The 16,070-nt window shown below is 67.6% G+C and carries 19 protein-coding genes and 3 tRNA genes; 6 read left to right on the top strand and 16 right to left on the bottom strand.

Features of this window, described 5'->3' with window-relative positions; all coding sequences use genetic code 11:
• Positions 1-22: 22 nt before the first annotated feature.
• The 3 genes from AB0N03_RS30110 to AB0N03_RS30100 all read left to right on the top strand — a co-directional run bounded on the left by AB0N03_RS30110 (position 23) and on the right by AB0N03_RS30100 (position 311).
• A tRNA-Glu gene (locus AB0N03_RS30110) sits at positions 23-95 on the top strand.
• Positions 96-132: 37 nt separating this feature from the next.
• Positions 133-206: transfer RNA gene (locus AB0N03_RS30105), tRNA-Asp, on the top strand.
• 31 nt (positions 207-237) lie between these two features.
• Positions 238-311, top strand: a tRNA-Phe gene (locus AB0N03_RS30100).
• 89 nt (positions 312-400) lie between these two features.
• On the opposite strand, the gene AB0N03_RS30095 is transcribed toward AB0N03_RS30100, so the two are convergent.
• From AB0N03_RS30095 to AB0N03_RS30035, 13 genes are all read right to left on the bottom strand, one after another.
• Entirely contained in the window at positions 401-1,723 is a 1,323-nt protein-coding gene (locus AB0N03_RS30095; protein WP_364378326.1) for a tyrosine-type recombinase/integrase, read from the bottom strand.
• 12 nt (positions 1,724-1,735) lie between these two features.
• Positions 1,736-2,038, bottom strand: a complete 303-nt coding sequence (locus tag AB0N03_RS30090; RefSeq protein ID WP_364378324.1) for a helix-turn-helix domain-containing protein — start codon at positions 2,036-2,038, stop codon at positions 1,736-1,738.
• Positions 2,039-2,224: 186 nt separating this feature from the next.
• Entirely contained in the window at positions 2,225-3,550 is a 1,326-nt protein-coding gene (locus tag AB0N03_RS30085; RefSeq protein ID WP_364378322.1) for a DUF3987 domain-containing protein, read from the bottom strand.
• 120 nt (positions 3,551-3,670) lie between these two features.
• Positions 3,671-4,522, bottom strand: coding sequence for a bifunctional DNA primase/polymerase (locus AB0N03_RS30080; RefSeq protein WP_364378320.1), 852 nt, complete (start codon positions 4,520-4,522; stop codon positions 3,671-3,673).
• 307 nt (positions 4,523-4,829) lie between these two features.
• Entirely contained in the window at positions 4,830-7,214 is a 2,385-nt protein-coding gene (locus AB0N03_RS30075) for an FtsK/SpoIIIE domain-containing protein (protein ID WP_364378318.1), read from the bottom strand.
• Positions 7,214-8,149, bottom strand: a complete 936-nt coding sequence (locus AB0N03_RS30070; RefSeq protein ID WP_364378317.1) for a hypothetical protein — start codon at positions 8,147-8,149, stop codon at positions 7,214-7,216. The genes AB0N03_RS30075 and AB0N03_RS30070 overlap by 1 nt, the downstream gene beginning before the upstream one ends.
• Complete coding sequence (locus AB0N03_RS30065) at positions 8,146-8,373, bottom strand: hypothetical protein (protein WP_364378315.1); 228 nt, start codon at positions 8,371-8,373, stop codon at positions 8,146-8,148. The genes AB0N03_RS30070 and AB0N03_RS30065 overlap by 4 nt, the downstream gene beginning before the upstream one ends.
• A complete protein-coding gene (locus AB0N03_RS30060) occupies positions 8,370-8,687 on the bottom strand; it encodes a hypothetical protein (protein ID WP_364378313.1) in 318 nt (105 codons plus the stop codon). The genes AB0N03_RS30065 and AB0N03_RS30060 overlap by 4 nt, the downstream gene beginning before the upstream one ends.
• Positions 8,687-9,256, bottom strand: a complete 570-nt coding sequence (locus tag AB0N03_RS30055) for an RRQRL motif-containing zinc-binding protein (protein WP_364378311.1) — start codon at positions 9,254-9,256, stop codon at positions 8,687-8,689. The genes AB0N03_RS30060 and AB0N03_RS30055 overlap by 1 nt, the downstream gene beginning before the upstream one ends.
• Positions 9,256-9,690, bottom strand: coding sequence for an SsgA family sporulation/cell division regulator (locus AB0N03_RS30050; protein ID WP_364378310.1), 435 nt, complete (start codon positions 9,688-9,690; stop codon positions 9,256-9,258). The genes AB0N03_RS30055 and AB0N03_RS30050 overlap by 1 nt, the downstream gene beginning before the upstream one ends.
• 196 nt (positions 9,691-9,886) lie before the next feature.
• Positions 9,887-10,351 (bottom strand): Pycsar system effector family protein, encoded by a 465-nt coding sequence (locus tag AB0N03_RS30045; protein ID WP_364378308.1) that lies wholly within the window; start codon positions 10,349-10,351, stop codon positions 9,887-9,889.
• A 127-nt stretch (positions 10,352-10,478) separates the two neighbouring features.
• A complete protein-coding gene (locus tag AB0N03_RS30040) occupies positions 10,479-10,631 on the bottom strand; it encodes a hypothetical protein (RefSeq protein ID WP_364378306.1) in 153 nt (50 codons plus the stop codon).
• Between the two features lie 52 nt (positions 10,632-10,683).
• Positions 10,684-10,974, bottom strand: coding sequence for a hypothetical protein (locus AB0N03_RS30035; protein ID WP_364378304.1), 291 nt, complete (start codon positions 10,972-10,974; stop codon positions 10,684-10,686).
• Between the two features lie 118 nt (positions 10,975-11,092).
• Here AB0N03_RS30035 and AB0N03_RS30030 point away from each other — a divergent pair, with 118 nt between their 5' ends.
• From AB0N03_RS30030 to AB0N03_RS30020, 3 genes are all read left to right on the top strand, one after another.
• Positions 11,093-11,419 (top strand): winged helix-turn-helix domain-containing protein, encoded by a 327-nt coding sequence (locus AB0N03_RS30030; RefSeq protein ID WP_364378302.1) that lies wholly within the window; start codon positions 11,093-11,095, stop codon positions 11,417-11,419.
• Positions 11,420-11,569: 150 nt separating this feature from the next.
• Positions 11,570-12,319 (top strand): XRE family transcriptional regulator, encoded by a 750-nt coding sequence (locus tag AB0N03_RS30025; protein WP_364378300.1) that lies wholly within the window; start codon positions 11,570-11,572, stop codon positions 12,317-12,319.
• Positions 12,316-12,792, top strand: a complete 477-nt coding sequence (locus tag AB0N03_RS30020) for an NUDIX domain-containing protein (protein ID WP_364378299.1) — start codon at positions 12,316-12,318, stop codon at positions 12,790-12,792. Before AB0N03_RS30025 ends, AB0N03_RS30020 begins: the two co-directional genes overlap by 4 nt.
• Here AB0N03_RS30020 and AB0N03_RS30015 read toward each other — a convergent pair.
• From AB0N03_RS30015 to AB0N03_RS30005, 3 genes are all read right to left on the bottom strand, one after another.
• A complete protein-coding gene (locus AB0N03_RS30015; RefSeq protein ID WP_364378297.1) occupies positions 12,780-13,334 on the bottom strand; it encodes an HD domain-containing protein in 555 nt (184 codons plus the stop codon). The genes AB0N03_RS30020 and AB0N03_RS30015 overlap by 13 nt on opposite strands.
• 53 nt (positions 13,335-13,387) lie before the next feature.
• On the bottom strand, positions 13,388-14,023 hold the full coding sequence (locus AB0N03_RS30010) for a hypothetical protein (protein WP_364378295.1): 636 nt from the start codon (positions 14,021-14,023) through the stop codon (positions 13,388-13,390).
• 1,032 nt (positions 14,024-15,055) lie between these two features.
• Positions 15,056-15,439: a hypothetical protein gene (locus AB0N03_RS30005; RefSeq protein WP_364378293.1), complete on the bottom strand. Its 384-nt coding sequence runs from the start codon at positions 15,437-15,439 to the stop codon at positions 15,056-15,058.
• Positions 15,440-16,070: the final 631 nt, after the last annotated feature.

Raw genomic sequence — 16,070 nt, 5'->3', positions numbered from 1 at the left:
TCGGTCACCCGAAACCGATCGGGCTCCCATCGTCCAGCGGCCTAGGACTCCGCCCTTTCAAGGCGGCAACGCGGGTTCGAATCCCGTTGGGAGTACGCAGTATCGCAGTAAAGGCAAGACTGTAGTGCGCAAGGCCCTGTGGCGCAGTTGGTTAGCGCGTCGCCCTGTCACGGCGAAGGTCGCGGGTTCGAGTCCCGTCAGGGTCGCAAGATCGTTCGGCTCCTTGCCGGCGTTCCCGGCCAGGTAGCTCAGTTGGTACGAGCGTCCGCCTGAAAAGCGGAAGGTCGCCGGTTCGACCCCGGCCCTGGCCACCGTTCTGATCAGCCAAAACAGCCCCCGCCCTAACCGGACGGGGGCTGTTTCGTGCGTCAGGTGCCCAAAGAAGTGCCCAATGGGTGCCTCACGCGGCCTTCCAGAAGTAGCCGTTGAGCTGCCCTGCGACGTCCTGCCTGAGCTCTTCCGTCACGTGCTGGTAGCGCTTCCGCATGCTCTCCGTGGACCAGCCCATCATCTGCATGACGACGCGAGGGTCCACACCGAGCAGCAGCAGCACGGTAGCCGCGGTGTGGCGTGCGTCATGCAGTCGAGCCGGCCGCACCTTCGCTTCGGCGAGCAACTCGCACCAGGTGCCGTAGTCGGCCCTCGGATCGATGGGGTTGCCGGTGGGCTGAGTGAACATCCACCCGCCTTCCTGCCACTCGCTGCCCGCGTGCTCCCGGGCGCGCTGCTGCTGCTCTTCGTGGCGCTCGATCAGGCCGAACAGCTCGTCAGGAAGCGTCCACGTTCGGCGGCCGGCGCGCGACTTCACGTCGACCTCAACGAGTCCGCCACCGTGGCGCTGAGGACACATTCGCGCGTGTTCCACGCAATCGGGTGGGCATGGTGGCGGGCACGGGCGCGTGTGCTTCGCGCAGGGCTCCTTACACGGTTTGGTCTTGTGGTACTTCGCTCCGCACGCATTGAAGTCGTCGCATCCGTGCTTCCACTTCTGCCGCTGAATCGCCTTCCGGACGCGCAGCGTCTTCCGCTTCTTATCCAGAGCGGTCCACTTGAACCCGAGCGATTCCCCCTGCCGCGCGCCGAGAGCCAATGCGATTACGTACCTGACGCCGTTCGGCCTTTTCAGCGCTGCCGTGATGACGTTCTGGACGTCCTCCAGTTCCAAGGGCTCAATTTCTTCTTCCTCGACACGTGGGGCACGTGCGAGCCGGACGACGTTGCGGAACACGATGCCGCGCCGTTCTGCTTCCCCGAACGCGGTCCTGGCCGTCCGGTGGACCTGGTGCACGGTGGCGGGCTTGAGCTTCGCTTCCAGCATCTTCGCGTACAGCTTCTCGAAGTGGTCGGGCTCAATCTGGCGGAGCCAGTGCGCGCCGACGCCGGGCACGAGGTGCTTGTAAACGGCCGTCTTGTAACCCACAACCGTCTTGTATCGCGCGGTGAGCGGCGCGATGTTCTCAACCCAGTGAATCAGCCAGGCGTCCACCTTCCACTTCCTGCCCTTCTTTCGGACAGTGCCGTTGTCACGCTCGTTGAGCAAGGCTCGATATTCCTCGCGAGCTTCGGTTTCGTCGCGACGCTTCACATGACGACGATCCGGCTTGCCGTTGTCGAGAACTCCAACGGTGACCTTCGCGTGCCAGTAGCCGTCGTATTCGCTGTAGTAGAAGCTCCCTTCGCCGTTCGGATTGCGCGTACCTTCGGGGCGCTTGCTGCGTGCCACTTGAAGTTCCTCCTAGGCGGCTTTTTGCGTGGTGTCGCCGGCGACCAGGCGAGCGGCGAACGCGTCGATGGCGGATACGGAGATGCGGCGGAGTCGGCCGATGCGGACGGATTCCAGCTCTCCGGAGCGGACCAGGCTGTAGGCGGTGGTGCGGCCGATGCCGAGCCGTTCCCCGGCCTCTTCGACGGTCAGCAGAACCCGCGGCGGCAGCGGCCGGGGCGCCGGCGGCGCGTCGGCGACGTGCTGTGTGGCGAGACGTTCGGCGAGCTGGGCGAGGCCGGCGGCGAGCTGAGCAATGTCGTTGGCGGTAGCCATTGGTGGTGAGCCCTTCGTGCTGCGGTGCGGTGGGTGGTGGCGATGTGCACGGGGCCTCCTCGGTACGTAGGAAACGAAGGAACGAAGTAAGTGCCTGACCTGGGGTTTCTTCGGTGACTTAGTTCGTTCGGTGCGAACTAAGTCGACTAAGTCGGCGACGTTTCCGCAGGTCAGCGACTTAGTTCGTTAGTTCGTTTTGTTCGTGGGGTTGTCGGGGGCGCGGGCGGTGTAGACCTCGCTCGGGCGGCCCCGGCCGCTGGCCGGCGGGCGGGTGGTGACGGTGATCTGCCCGGCGGCCTTGAGCTGGTCGAGCAGGGTGGTGACTTCGGCGGCGGGGGTGTTGCCGCGGAAGTACTCCGCCGTAATCGCCTTCCGGGTCCGGCCGTCGGCGCCGGCCGCGCCGATCCACGCGGCGAGCTTGGCGAGGGCGGTGGTGTCGGTGAAGACGGCGCGGGCGGAGGCAATGGAGTAGCGGACCAGCGCGGCCGCGGCGGTCAGGTGCGCCACCCCGATCGTCGGGGTGCCGTCGAGCGCGGCGTGGATGCCGGCGATGCGCAGGCAGTTCGGGGCCGCGCGGGAGGAGAACTCCTCCACCGGTCCGCCTTCGGCGTCGCCGTGGTCGCCTCCGAGTTCGATGTAGAGCCGCCGCCACAGCCCCACCGCGTCGTCGGTGAATCCGAGCGTCCCGAACTGCGCACCTTCGGCCAGCCGCTCCCGCAGCTCGGAGCCGAGCCGGTCGATCAGGTTCGGGTCGGCGCCTTGGGAGAACGGGAGGAACTGGCATTGGGCGACGGCGATGGGGAGGAACCGGTTGTAGGTGCCGCCGGCGAGGTCGGACGCGGAGACCTTGGCGCGGAACTCCTTCGGGGTGATGTGCCCGAGGATGCCGACGTGGGTGTCCTTGGCGATGCGGGCGGACACGGCGAGGGTGGACAGGTCCCCGCCGTCCCACGCGTTCCGCAGGGTCGCGGACAGGGAGTTGCCTTCGCGCTTCATGCGCTGCATGACCCCGGCCCACTCCGCCTCGAACACCAACAGCCGCTTGTCGCCGGGCGGGAGCGCGCCGGGTGCGCGCTTGCCGTCGTCGTCGGGGCCGTCCTCGTCGGCGGCGAACATCGCGGCGAGCCCTTCCCCGGAGGTGAGTCCGGAGCGGACGTTGACCGTCATGAAGTCCGCATCAGCGGCGGTGAGCACCCGCCGTGCCGAGCCCCACCCGGCCCCTTTCCGGCCGCCGCCGGTGCGGCCGACGATCAGCGGCCAGACCAGTAGCGGGTGTGAGTCGTCCCCGGCCCGCACGTGCGGGGAGCGTCCGAGGTGGACACCCGCGGCGCAGAGCAGGGAGGCGAGGATGCCGATCGGGTCCGCTTCGGTGGTCGGGGCGATCTGGTGGGTGATCCACCCGAGGTAGGTGTCGTAGACGGCGGAGTCCAGGCCGGGCAATGCCTTGCGGGCGTGGGCGACCTGCGCGCGGGCGCGTTCCTCGGTGTCGGTCAGGTCGGCGAGTGCGGGCATGTCACCTCCTCCGGTGCCGGGTTGGGGCGGGACCGACCGCAGGGGCCGGGCGGGACTGGTCATCGGCGCGGTTCCTTCCGATGGGCGAGCGGGGTCAGGCCGCGGTGGTCGGCGTGGTCATCACGCGGCCTGCCGGCGGGCGACGGGGTTGCGGATGCCGGCGGTTAGTCCGGCGTCGACGACGCGGGTGATCTCGCGGTCGGTGCAGGCGCATCCGGCGGTGACCATGTGCCCGGCCGCGTCGATCAGCGCGGTGCGGGCGGTGGTGTGGTCGATCAGGTCGGCGCCGACCTTGCGGCCGATGGTGTAGGCCGCGGCGGACAGGACGGCGTTGTGGGTGTCCGGTCCGGCCGTACGGACGCGTTCGCACTCCCCGGCGAGTGCGGCCGCCCCGTAGCGAGTCGGTGTGGCAGAACGGATCTGGACGGGCGCTGAGTTGGCCGTAGACGCACGTTCCGCGCAGGCTTGGACCAACCAGCCCGGCAGCTCGACCGGGTCGGTGTCGTCGAGCAGTTCGTACGCGCCGGCGTCGGTGACCGACCCTGGTCCTACCGCGTACCCGCCGGCCGCCCGAACGTCCACATGAGCCGCGATGGCGCTCTGCGAGTTGCGCAGGCTCGTTCCGGCCGGGGCGAGGTAGTACAGGTGCCGGCCGCCGGACGGCGTGGCCACGGTGTAGGTCGTCGGCAGCGGGCCGCCCCGCTCCGCGGCCACGGCGGTGAGGTTGTCCCATCCGTCGGGGGCGTCCGGGTCCAGTACCACCAGCCGGGCCGGGCCGGTCGCGACGGCGATGTTGAACCGGCCGGTGTCCCAGCAGCGGCGGATGCGGTCGGTGTCGCGGTGGGCGCGGTTCTCCCAGTCCTTGACCATCGGGCGGTTCTTGGTGCCGGGGGCGAGCGGGAAGATCGGCCACCCCATCCCGGCGAGGTAGAGCGCCCATTCGAGCAAGTCGTTGCGTTCCACAGTGGACATCCCTTCCGAGCGGCCCGCTGACGGGGCGGATACGGGGCTGGTGGCGGTGGTGTGCGCAGTCAAGACGAGTCCTCACGTCAGTCACGTTGCGTGACGACAAATGGGTGTGCGAGACCTAGCCCTAGAAGTCCGGAGGTGTGGCGGTTCCGGGGTTTCGCGGGCTTTGAGGGTGTTTCTGCAGGTGGGCGCTAGGTCGCTAGGTTGCTGGTCAGAACCGGCGCGGGGTGCTAGCGGGGATGCTAGATCTAGCATCGGGTGATGCTAGGTCGGTGATCGACGCTAGGCCCCGCGCCGGTGACGCTCTGTGCTAGTTCTGGTTGTGCTTGTCGACCGCGGCGAACACGTCCACGCGGTTGACGCCGCGCCGGTTGACGGCCTTGCCGGTGTCGTCCTTGCCGTAGACCTGGATCGTGTCGACGCCCCACGGGGCGAGGGACTGCGCGAGCTGGTTGGCTTTGCCGCGGCTGTCCAGCGTGCCCCACGCGCCGTAGACCTCGGGGCGGAGCGCGGCGAGCCGGTCCACGATGGACTCCGACCACACCTTTTTCTCCCCGGGCTTGAGGACCGCGGCCACGTCCAGGACCAGCACGTGGCCCTTCGTGTCGTCGGTGGGCTGGTCGACCTGCCCGGCGGCGTAGCCGGTGATGGTGCCGGCGGCTTCGCGGGCGACGCGGGCGCGTTCCACGATCCCTTCGGCGGCCGGGCCGTCGATCAGGTAGGTGCGGGTGATCTTCGGGTCGTCGCTCTCGCCGGCGAGGTAGCCGATTCCCTTGTCGTTGAACGAGAACAGCGCCGCGTTGATCCCGCGCTTGTACGCGCCGGTCCCGAGGATCATGTCGTTCTCCGGCTGTGCCATCACTCGCAGGCAGAACCGCAGGCCGGCGTTGGCGGAGATGCCCTTTGGGAGGCTGGAGGCGTCCGGGCGCTGCGTGGCCAGGACCAGCATCAGCCCCATCGCCGGGCCGCGCTTGGTGATGGCTTCGGCGAGCTTGTTGGCTTCCTCCTTGAAGTCCTCGTGGGAGAACAGCTCCTGGCACTCGTCGATCACCGCGAAGATCGGGTGCAAGCCCAGGTCGCGGGTGCTCGACAGGTGCGGGGTGACCTTGTTCTCCGGGCACAGCTTCGGGTCGGTCTCGGCGATGCGGGAGAGCACCTTGGCGCGGCGGTCCATCTCCTTGACCAGGTACCGCAGCCCGTCCATCACCTCTTCCAGGGTGGCGTTGTCCGCGCCGGAGGCGTAGCGGTGCGCCACTGGCTTGCACATGCCCAGGTCACCGGTGCCCTTGAGCTCGAACAGCAGCAGCTCCGCCATCGGGTCCAGCGCGGCGGCGAGGACCAGGATGCGCAGCGCGAACGTCTTGCCCATGCGCGGCATCGCGCCGATCAGCATCGCGACGAACATCATGGTCAGGACCACCGGGCGGCCGCGCTGGTCGGTGCCGAACGGGATCGGCTCGAACAGGTTCACCCGCCCGCGCTTGGCCAGCGGCCACGTCGGGGCCTTCTGCTTGTTCAGCGGCTTGTCCCCGACCCAGATCACCAGCCGCCCGGGGTGCTCATCGGAGACCGGTTCGGGCCACACGCACCCGAGCGGCCGGCGCAGGCCGGAGGCGAGCTTGTCCCGGCGTTCCATCACCATGTCCACGGTGACGCCGTACGGGAGTTCGACTTCGGCGCGCCACCCGTCGCCGTCGCGCACGATCGGCGCCGGAAAGTGGATCTTCTCGCCCTTCCCCGCGATGGTCTGGTCGATCTTGGCGATGCCAAGCGACCCGAGCGCGTTCAGGACCACGTCGGAGGTCAGCTTCGGCACCCGCGCGGCGATGACCGCGCGGGACACGATCGGCTTGTCTGCCCGGCCGCCGGCGGTGCCCAGCAGCGCCGCGGCGGTGGTGCCGGCGGCGAGGTACCAGCCCCACCCGGTCACCGCGCCGACGAACAGGTACAGGCCGGCCACCAGGACCAGGAAGGCGAGGAACACGGCGGTGGAGCGCTTGCGCACGCGCTGTTCACGGATTTCCGCGAGCTTGCGGTAGTCCTCGGTGTTGCCCGCGGCCACGGCGTTCGCGCGCAGCGGCTTGGCTTCGGCGTCGAACATCCAGCGGTGGGTGTTCACGACGATCCGCGCGAGGCCGCGCGGGGAGTGCAGGACCAGCACGCCGACGTAGGCCGGGGTGCGCACGGCGTGGTAGGCGCAGGTGTGCCCGGCGTATCCGGCCAGCCACTTCGCCCGGGAGAGCAGCTCGTTGTGCGAGCGCGCCCACCCGGGGATGACCTCTCGGGTCTTGGCCTCGCGTGCCCCGGCCCACCAGGACGGCGCGGCCTTCGGGTCCGGTGCGTCGACCAGCAGCGGGTTGACCCGGGCGGCCGGGTCCTCGTCGTCGATGACCCCCTCGACCACCACCACGTCGCCGTCGACCACGGCCGGCGGAGCGTCGGTGCGGTCCTGGGCCGGGATGTCGTCGGCGGTGCGGGCGGTGTCCGGGCGGATCGAGACGACGGTGCCGGAGCGGGTGACGGCGGTGTCGGTGGCCGTCGTGTCGGCACCGTTCACGGCGTCGGTGGTGTCGGTGTTCACGGTCGTGTCGGCCGGGGTGTTCGTGGACGGGTTGGGTGTGGTGTTCACGGAAGAGAGCCCTTCGGGGTTGGTGACGTTCACGGGGTCGGGGGTGTGGTCGGTGGTGGTGGACATCAGGCGGCCTCCCTCTCTTCGGTGGCGGGCTGGTCGGCGGGTGCCGGCAGCGCGGCCGGGGCGGTGGCGGTCTCGGTGGTCAGGTCGTCGGCGACGTTCTTGCTCGTGCCGCGGGAGATCTCCGGGCACACCGAGCGGACCCAGGCCGGGGTGATCTCGATCCCGGGCGCCCACGCGGCGCGGGCTTCGGCGAGGTAGTCACCGCGGAGCTTGCGGGCCGGCTTGGCCGCGGCCTTGCGGGTGGCCGGGCGTCGTCGGGCCGGAGCAGGCGCGGTGACCGCGGGGGCGGCCTCGGTGGCGCCGGGCACCTCGGGTGCCGACTCCGTGGCGGATACGCGGGTGACAGGCGACTGTCCGGCCGTATCCGCCTGTCCCGTGAACGCGGTGCCGGCGGCGGCCATGACCGCCTCGGTCAGCTTGTCCCGCAGCACGGGTGCGGTCTCCGCGGCGAGGAACACCAGCACCGGCGGAACCGAGTGCAACACGACCCCGGCGACGGCGAGGTGCGTCCAGGACTCCCAGGTGTTCATCACGTAGGTGGCCAGGAACGCGAACCACTTCGTCCGGTGCGCCCACACCCCAGTCGACACGCGGTAGCGGGCGGTGACCTGCTCTGCCCGCAGTACCGCGATCAGGACCAGCGACACCATCGGGTCCAGCAGCCACCCCGCGACCCACCCGGCGGACCACATGGGCGCGCCGGCCGCGGCGAAGCTCTGGACGTTGACCATCGTGAACGCCAAGCCCAGGAAGATCCCGAGCCAGATCACCGTGTCGATCTGCGTGCGGACCTTCTCCACCCGCAGCGCGATCACGTCGGGGTGGTTCGCCAGCCGCCGGACCTGGGCGGCGGTGGCGGCGTCCTGGGCGAGCTTGTCGGCCTGGGTGAGCGGGACGTGGCGGGCGTCGGTCGGGGCGAGTTCGGTGGTGGTCATCGGGTGCCTCCCTCGGTGGTGACGGGCTGGGCGGTGGTGGCGTGGGTGTGGCAGGTGCCGGAGCAGGCGAACACCTGCGAGCCGGTGTCGGCCGCGATGCCGACCGGGCGGGACGGCTGCGGGTCGGTGAGGTAGCCGCGGTGGCAGAGGACGCACGCCAGGCCATCGGCCGCGGCCGGGGACAGTCCGGTGTAGACGGTTGCGAGGTAAGGGGTGGCGGTCATCGGCGACCACCCCCGTGGTGCGTGACGATCTCGGTGATGGCCATCAGCCGCACGATCGTGTTCGCGGCGAGCAGGGCCGGGACGATGAGCGTGATCCACGTGGCCGTGGTGTTGTCGACCTTGACGACGATGAGCCACTGGACGAACGCGATGACCGCGGTACACAGGACCAGCCGGACCAGGTTGGCGGTCATGCGGGTGACCTCCCGGACACCGCGCAGGCTCTTGGTGGCGGACTTCCGGCCGGCGCGCCACACGGAAAGCGTGCCGATCAGGGCGAGTCCACCGAGGACGTAGAGGGTTGTCGTGGGCATCAGGCCACCACCTTCGGGAGGTCGACACGCGCACAGCGCGCGGCGGGAAGCGGGATCACCGGGGCCAGCCCGGCAGCGGCACCGGACCGCGGCGCGGTCGGCAGGTCGGCGGGGTCTGCGGTCGGCTCCCCGGTCACGTACTCGTGCAGGTGGGAATCCGGGGCGAGGCCGGCGGAGTAGAGGCAGGCATCGCAGGTGCGGTGCGGCTTGGGCAGCTCCGCCCACCCGGTCTCCCCGCACTCGCGGCAGGTCCGGCGGGCGGCCAGCGCCTTGCCCAGCGCGGCGGCGCGGGCCGGGGTCATCGGCCGGACCGGCTTGGCCGCGGCGATGAGGTAGAGGTTGGCGTAGACGAGCTTTCCGGCGCGGTGGCAGCGGAAGTACAGCACCGCTACCGGGTCTGCTCCGCCCGGCCGCAACCCGAGCGTGCGGAGCTGCCTGCGGGTGGCGAGCAGAGTGCGGGGCGCGATGCCGTAGGACAGCAGCGGCAGCCCGTCCACCCGGCCGCGGGTGAATTCCAGGTCTGGGGACCACGTCACCGGGGCGAGGACCCATGGGAACTTGCGGGCCATCACCGATCACCCGCCAGCAGCTCGAGTTCCCGGTTCCAGTTGATCCGGGTCGCTTCGGTGCCGGCCGGGACCATCGCGTCGGTGTCGTCGAGGAACCGTTCGAGGTCGGCGCGCTTGAACGCGAGGTGGCAGGACCCGGAGCCCTTGGGTGCGAACAGCGCGATCCAGATCACCGCGTCGTCCTTGACCGCGGGGGTGACGTAGACGTCGCCGGGGCCGATGCCGTGGTTCATGCCGTCGGTCAGCAGCTCGCGGCCGAGCAGCCACACCACGGAGATCGCGCCGTCCGGGACGTCCAGTTCGACCGCGAACGGGTCCGACACGCGGTAGGTGAGGGTGACGGTGCGGTGCCCGCCGTCCAGGGCGGGCGCGCCGGCCGGGCAGATCACCGTTGCGGCGGTGAGTCGCCGGCGGAGTGTCGTGCGGGCGGTCATCGGGTCACCTCGGTGACCTCGCTGAGCGCGGTGGTGGTGCCTACCATGAGAGACCTCTCCGAGTTGCTACCTGCGTGGTGGTGGGGAGTCCCGGCCTGGTCGGAGCGTTCTTGGCGGTTCGAGCCGCCCAGGCTGGGGTCACTCGCGTTTATGGCGCCGGCCGGCGCCTCCATGGCGCAGATGCCGTGACCGGCGGTCATGTCAGCACCGCCAGCAGTAGCGCGACGGCCAGCAGCGACAGCCCGACCACCAGCAGCCCCATGGCCGTGGAGATCTGCTGGTACTTGCGGACCGCGATCCCACCGAGGTGGGCGGTGTCGACGGCGAGGGTCATGGAGACGGGGACGCTGTCGGCTTCGAGCAGCGCGGCCGGGCCGTTGTAGGCGGCGTCCAGCCACGATCCCGGGGTGGGGAACTGGGTGAGCCGGGGCCGGACGGCGGAGAGCAGGACCAGCACCGCGGCGAAGATCGGCGCGGCGGCGAGCCACAGTCCGAACGTTGCCGGCACCGAGGTCTGGCGGGTGGTCAGGGCCACGACGCCGGAGAAGGCCAGGCCGACAAGTCCGAGCAGGGTGGTCACCTTCGTATCCGCCTTGCCCAGCTCCGAGCGGGCCTGTTCGTGAGCGACGTGGACATGGGGCATCGCGTCGGCGTAGGTCATCGGTTCCCTCCCCTGCGGGCGGCTTCGCGGCGGGCCGCCTCGGCGGCTTCTGCGTCGCGCTGGACCTTGTCGTGCCAGGCGCCGGAGTCGTTCGTGGTCACGTGGTGTCCTTTCCAGACAGAGGAGGTCACTTGTGGCGTTTGCTGTTGGCGTTCCAGCAGGAGTCGTTGAAGCAGTTGCCGTTGGCGTTGGTCGGCCAGCCACAACCGGGGCAGGGCGGGTTGCCCTTGCTGCACGGGCAGGGCGTGGCGATCACGGCGAGAACGGTGGTGCGAGACATGCTTTCCTCCAGGAGCGACGTGATTTCAGGCTGTGCGAGTGGGGTGGGTGGCTTACGCCGCTTCCTCGCGGGGCGAGGTGGTGGTGTCCAGCCGGGCCGGCAGCACCCGCAGTGCCGCGCGGTCGGTGCGCCGGCGGGCGCGGTGGGCGTGCTGGGAGTCGGTGAACGCGTGCCGGGTGCGGACCTCGGCAACGGCCGTCGCGGCGGTCAGCTCCTGGTCGATCTCGGCGAGCAGCGCGTCAATGGCCGTCTCGTCCAGTCCGTCCGGGGAGTGGCTGTGACCAGCGGAAACGCCGTCGACGGCGGCCCGGGCGATGCGGTCGGTGATTCGTGCGGAGTTCATTGGCGTCCTTCCGAGTTACTCAACTGACATAGACCAATCTAGATCGATATGTGTCGGTTTGCACTACGTCTTTCGAGTGATGTATGTCGGGTTGAGTCAGTCTGACTAGACTTGCTCTATGGACGGCAGCGCGGCGGCAATGGCTACCTACGAGCGAGTGGCCGAACGAATCCGAGCGGACATCCGGCGGGGTGTCTTGAAGCCAGGCGAGAAGCTTCCTGGCAACCGAGTTCTGGCAGACAAGTACGACGTAGCGCTAGGCACGGCGCAGAAGGCGTTGCGGCTGCTGCAGGACGAGAAGTGGCTCACGGCGACGCCGTCCGTTGGCGTCTTCGTCAACGAGATCCCGGGTGAGGCGGTCGACCCTCTGGGTGCGATGGCCGGCGAGCTAGCGGCGCTGCGCAAGAGGGTCGACGCCTTGGAGAAGTTGGTGGGGGAGCGTTGAGGGCTGGGGTTCCGGTGCGGTGTCATGTCCTAAGGAAACCGCAGGTCAGGGGACGCGAGTACCGCACTTTAAAGGATCTTTGTGGACGTCCCGGCGCCGCGAAGTGTCCCGGTGAAACGTCCGGAAACGTCCCGGCGGGGAGGGTGCGGCATGGCTAACGATCGGCTGCGCACCGCCATGTTGGCCGTCAACCTGACGGTGGATGACCTCGCCGCGCGAGTGGGCGTCGACCCGAAGACGGCAGCCAGGTGGATCAGCAACGAACGGGTGCCCCACCGCGGCACCCGGCACAAGATTCTCGCGGTGCTCGGCGGGCGCGAGGAGGACATCTGGCCGTCCCTCGCATCCGACTCGCGTCCCGCGCCAACGGAGTCTGAGCTTGTGCACCTGTACCCGTCCCGATCCGCGATCACGGGTGCTGGCTGGGAAGCGTTGCTCGCCGGCGTCCAGGAGCGCATGGACGTCCTCGTCTTCTCGGGCGCCTTCCTTGTCGAGCAGTACAACTTCGTGCCGCTGGTTCGCGCGAAAGCCGCGGCCGGCGTGCGGTTCCGTCTGCTGGTCGGCGATGAGACCGCGTTGGCCGTCAAGCAGCGTGGTATCGAGGAGGGGACTCCTGGCGGTCTGGAGGGGCGCATTCAGCTCATGCGGCGCTATCTCGCCGACGTGGTCGAACTCGACGGCGTCGAGGTCCGGACGCACGGCGAGATCCTGTACAACTCGCTCTACCGCTTCGACGATGACTTGCTGGTCAACGGACATGCGTTCGGTGCTCTCGCTGGTCAGAGCCCGGTGATGCACCTTCGGCGGCAGCCGAACGGCCAGATGTGGCAGCACTACATGAAGTCGTTCGAGCGGACCTGGACTGCCGGCGTCCCCGAGAAGCCTCAGGAGAGCGTGTGAGCCGAATCGACTACCTCAACGACCCGAACGCACCTGCCGCGAACAGCGTGGTTCCGTCCGTGACGGTGGCGATTCGCGACGGAGCGGGCCGGATTCTGCTCATCCACAAGATCGACAATGACCTGTGGGCTCTGCCGGGCGGTGGGCATGACGCGGGGGAGCGGATCACGGACACCGCAGTTCGCGAGGTCAGAGAAGAGACCGGCTTGGACGTCGAGATCGTCCGCCTGGTCGGGACATACACCGACCCGAACCACGTCATGGCGTATGACGACGGCGAAGTCCGGCAACAGTTCTCGCTCTGCTTCGAAGGGCGGTGGACTGGCGGTCAGCCGCGGGAGGATGGCACCGAGACTAAAGCGGTGCGTTGGGTGAACCCCGCAGAAATAGATAACTTGAACATCCACCCCTCCATGCGACTGAGGATTTCTCATGCGTTGGACAGTGCTCGGACTGCTCCCTACCTAGGTTGAGGTTCGGTAAGTCGTTGCTCGGTTCGCCGCACAGAATCTTTTAGGATCGGCCCCGCTTTCAGCCAAGTGCGGTGTACCGGGTCGTCAGCCGGATACCGCCTGAGAATTTCAGAAATCCGCTCATCGTAGCTAAGGCGCTGGCCATCGGGGCCGGTCGTTAGGTCTGCGGTAACTAAGGCATCTAAGGTTGGGCTATCGTCGAACGGGAATTCACTCAGCTCCGCGGACATTCCGCGTTCGGCTGCTTCGAAACGGGCGCCTGAATGGTGTGCAACTAGGTTCACGATCTCGTCTGGCCAGTCAAGGCGCTTAAGGTAGCGTGCGCCGTCTAAGGGGTGGAACTTGGTCAGGCCGATTTCAGGCGCATAGCCAATATCGTGCAGCCAGGCGGCGGCCACTAGCGTCTCGCTCTGCTCTGGCCTGATGGCGCCTGTCAGTTCGAGTGCGCGTGTCGCTACAGCCTGAACGTGAGTCCAACGACGCCCGATGGGGCTAACAAGCTGCTCCGCAAGCTGCGCGGCTTCCTCGACTAGTTCTGCCATGCTCAGACTGTACCCCTCTGAGGTTGAAAAGGTCGTTACGGTGACAGCGCTGCTTACTGGCATGTGAACGCCGGTTCTGCTGGTACCTCGCATCGCATTCGTTTTTGAAACTCCCAGTACGCGGACTTAAATTTTTCCTGATCTACTCGCTGGAAACGGACTGTTGAACCGACGGCTGACGGAAGGATTAAAGCCAAATTTGCAGCGCGCTCTCCTGCTTCCTTGCTTCCGTACAAGTATACTTGATTGAGTGTGCTCTGAAATTTTTGCTTTGAGTCTTGCCAGGCGTTGGTGATGTTCTGGTCGGTAGAGACTTGCGGTCTAGATAAGAGTGCACGTTCGTGTTCGTCGGCCAGATTATTACTCTTTAGTTCATAGTCGTTCGCTGCGTCGATTAAAGCTTCATAGACTTGCGACCGCTTGATTCTGGCTTCATCGGCGAGGGCGGCTTTTCGAGTAGCTTCCTGTTGTCCTATGGCAGCTTCGTATGCGCCGTTGGCCGAGATGGAAGAAGCGATAACAGCCGCACTTCCGGTCACAAGCGCTGCCACGAGCGCTACCACGAAGGTCTTCAGGTAGTCCTTATTGAGAGTTCTCGACAGGCGCCCCTCGCCCCTGTCCTCCTGCGCGGTTCCGGGCGCGCCGGCCGCCTCTCTGTCGACGGACTCCGGTTCGTCGGGGCCATCCACGGCAGTCACCGTACCTTTGGTGGGGTCGAAGTGATGTGCTGTTCCAGTCGCACCGTTGGCTCTAGGAGATCAGTCGTGTGCTGTGCACCTGGGGTTACGCAGGGGTCCACGGTGCCCAAATAGGGTTCCAGTCACCAGCGGTCACGACCGTCTGTGAGAGTGCGCGCACACGGCCTGAGCTGCGGCGACGTACGCGCTGAACCCGCGTGAACGGACTACCCGAGACCTGAAAAGCGGAAGGTCGCCGGTTCGACCCCGGCCCTGGCCACGCTTGTAGAAGCCGTCTTGACCCAGGTCAGGGCGGCTTTTCCCATGTCTGGGCCGATCTTGGCCGTGGCTGTCGTTGACCGCCGGTTGGCCGTCTAGTTGCACATATGTTGCACGGCGGCATTGGCGCCCTTGGACCTCGTGCCAGTCGACCGCCTGCGCCCATTGTGTCCCTCACCACATTCCGGGCCAACCCTCCGGAGGTTCCTTCGCCCCGTACGGGGCGAAGGAACGGGGGATCGCCAACCCAAAGCAGGTCGCCGAGGTCGTGGAGGCGATCACTCCTCGATACCGGGCGGCCGTGCTGCTCGTGGCCTTGTGCGGCCTTCGACGTAGGGAAGTGTGCGGATTGTGAACGGAAGACGTCGGACCCAAGACGGACGCGGGGCGCCGGCCGGTGTCGGTCTCTCCGCACGTCATGCCCTACCTTCGGGTCTACATGAAGGAGTGGGCTGGTCGAGAGAGGTTCTCCATCGGCAGCGACGGGCGACTAATGAACGGCACGCCGTCTACTAGGCGTTCGTCCGGGCTCGGGTGAAGGTCGGCATTGGGGTCAGCCTCCACGACCTGCGGCACACCGGCCAGACGCTCGCAGCCAGTGCGGGGGCAACGCTGGCCGACCTGAAGAAGCGGCTGGGGCACTCGCTGGCGGCTGCGTCGCTGCGCTATCTCCACGCGGTGGTGAGGCGGGACCGGGAGGTGGCCGACGAACTGAGCAAGCTTGCCGCACGCGGAGACGCTGCCAAGTTACCCAAGTCTGTCTCGTCAAGCACTGAACGGGACGACTACGATTTGATCGACATCCTCGTAGATGATCTTCCCAGGAGCCTGGTGCGAGACCAGCTTGTCGCACCGGACGCCATGGGTTTTGAGGACTTCGAGGTAGTCGGCAGCGCGAGCGATGAGCGCTTCGGCCGACTCCTTGAACCAGGCAGTTGCGCCCGGGTTGACCGCGTGGTCGTAGATGGTCGGATCGACAGTCGCGGGATTGGTGTAGTGGGACTCGTACCAAGCGTGGTTGGTCCGGCGGAACTCTTCCTGTTCGGCGGTGAGGCCATCGGCCTTGCTCAGGTTGTTGATCAAGCCGAGGAAGCCGGGATGGCGCCCTTCGGCGTTGGGCTCGGCGCTCTGGAACCTGACGTAGACCATGCGGAATTCATATCGAGGCACCTGTCGTGATGTTGCACGGGGTTGCACGAGGCGGTAGTGCAACCCGTGACCTGCGGAACGTCTGCGGCTGAAAAGCGGAAGGTCGCTGGTTCGACCCGACCCTGGCCACACGGCTGACTACGAGATCGGGCCCTCAGTCTTAGAAGGCTGGGGCCTGACCCGTTTGTAAGGTCTCAACGGGTGTCTTGTCACTCCATCGCCATATGACATGGGGTGTGTTGACACCCGATGTCGACCCGAGTTGCGGGCACGGTTCGACGTGCTGCCCGGTGCAGGACGCTGCCGGCCTTAGTTGACCAGCCGGTTGCGGTCGCCTCCGCGTCCCCGTCACCAGGCGACCTGACGGCCTGGCATCGCGATGCGCCGGTATCGCCGGCTTGGCAGAACGACACCTGTGTTGCGCTCGTCATCGCCGACGTCACCCGGTCCTTGCGGCATACATTGCGCCCGCCTACGTGGGGCGACGAGACATCGGCCAATCTGGGGGTGCTGGCCGGGTTCGACGACGACCTGCGGGAGAGCACACCGACAAGCAACCGCGTTAACGGCTGTTCACCGGCGTCCATCCTTTTGGAACGGTGTGGGTGATCCCGTTGCCGGATTCCTACCG

Origin of the sequence: Amycolatopsis sp. NPDC051061, assembly GCF_040682935.1 — a bacterium.
Taxonomy (GTDB): Bacteria; Actinomycetota; Actinomycetes; order Mycobacteriales; family Pseudonocardiaceae; genus Amycolatopsis.
The sequence above is the reverse complement of the archived record's forward strand: the minus strand, read 5'-3'. Positions and strand labels throughout refer to the sequence as shown.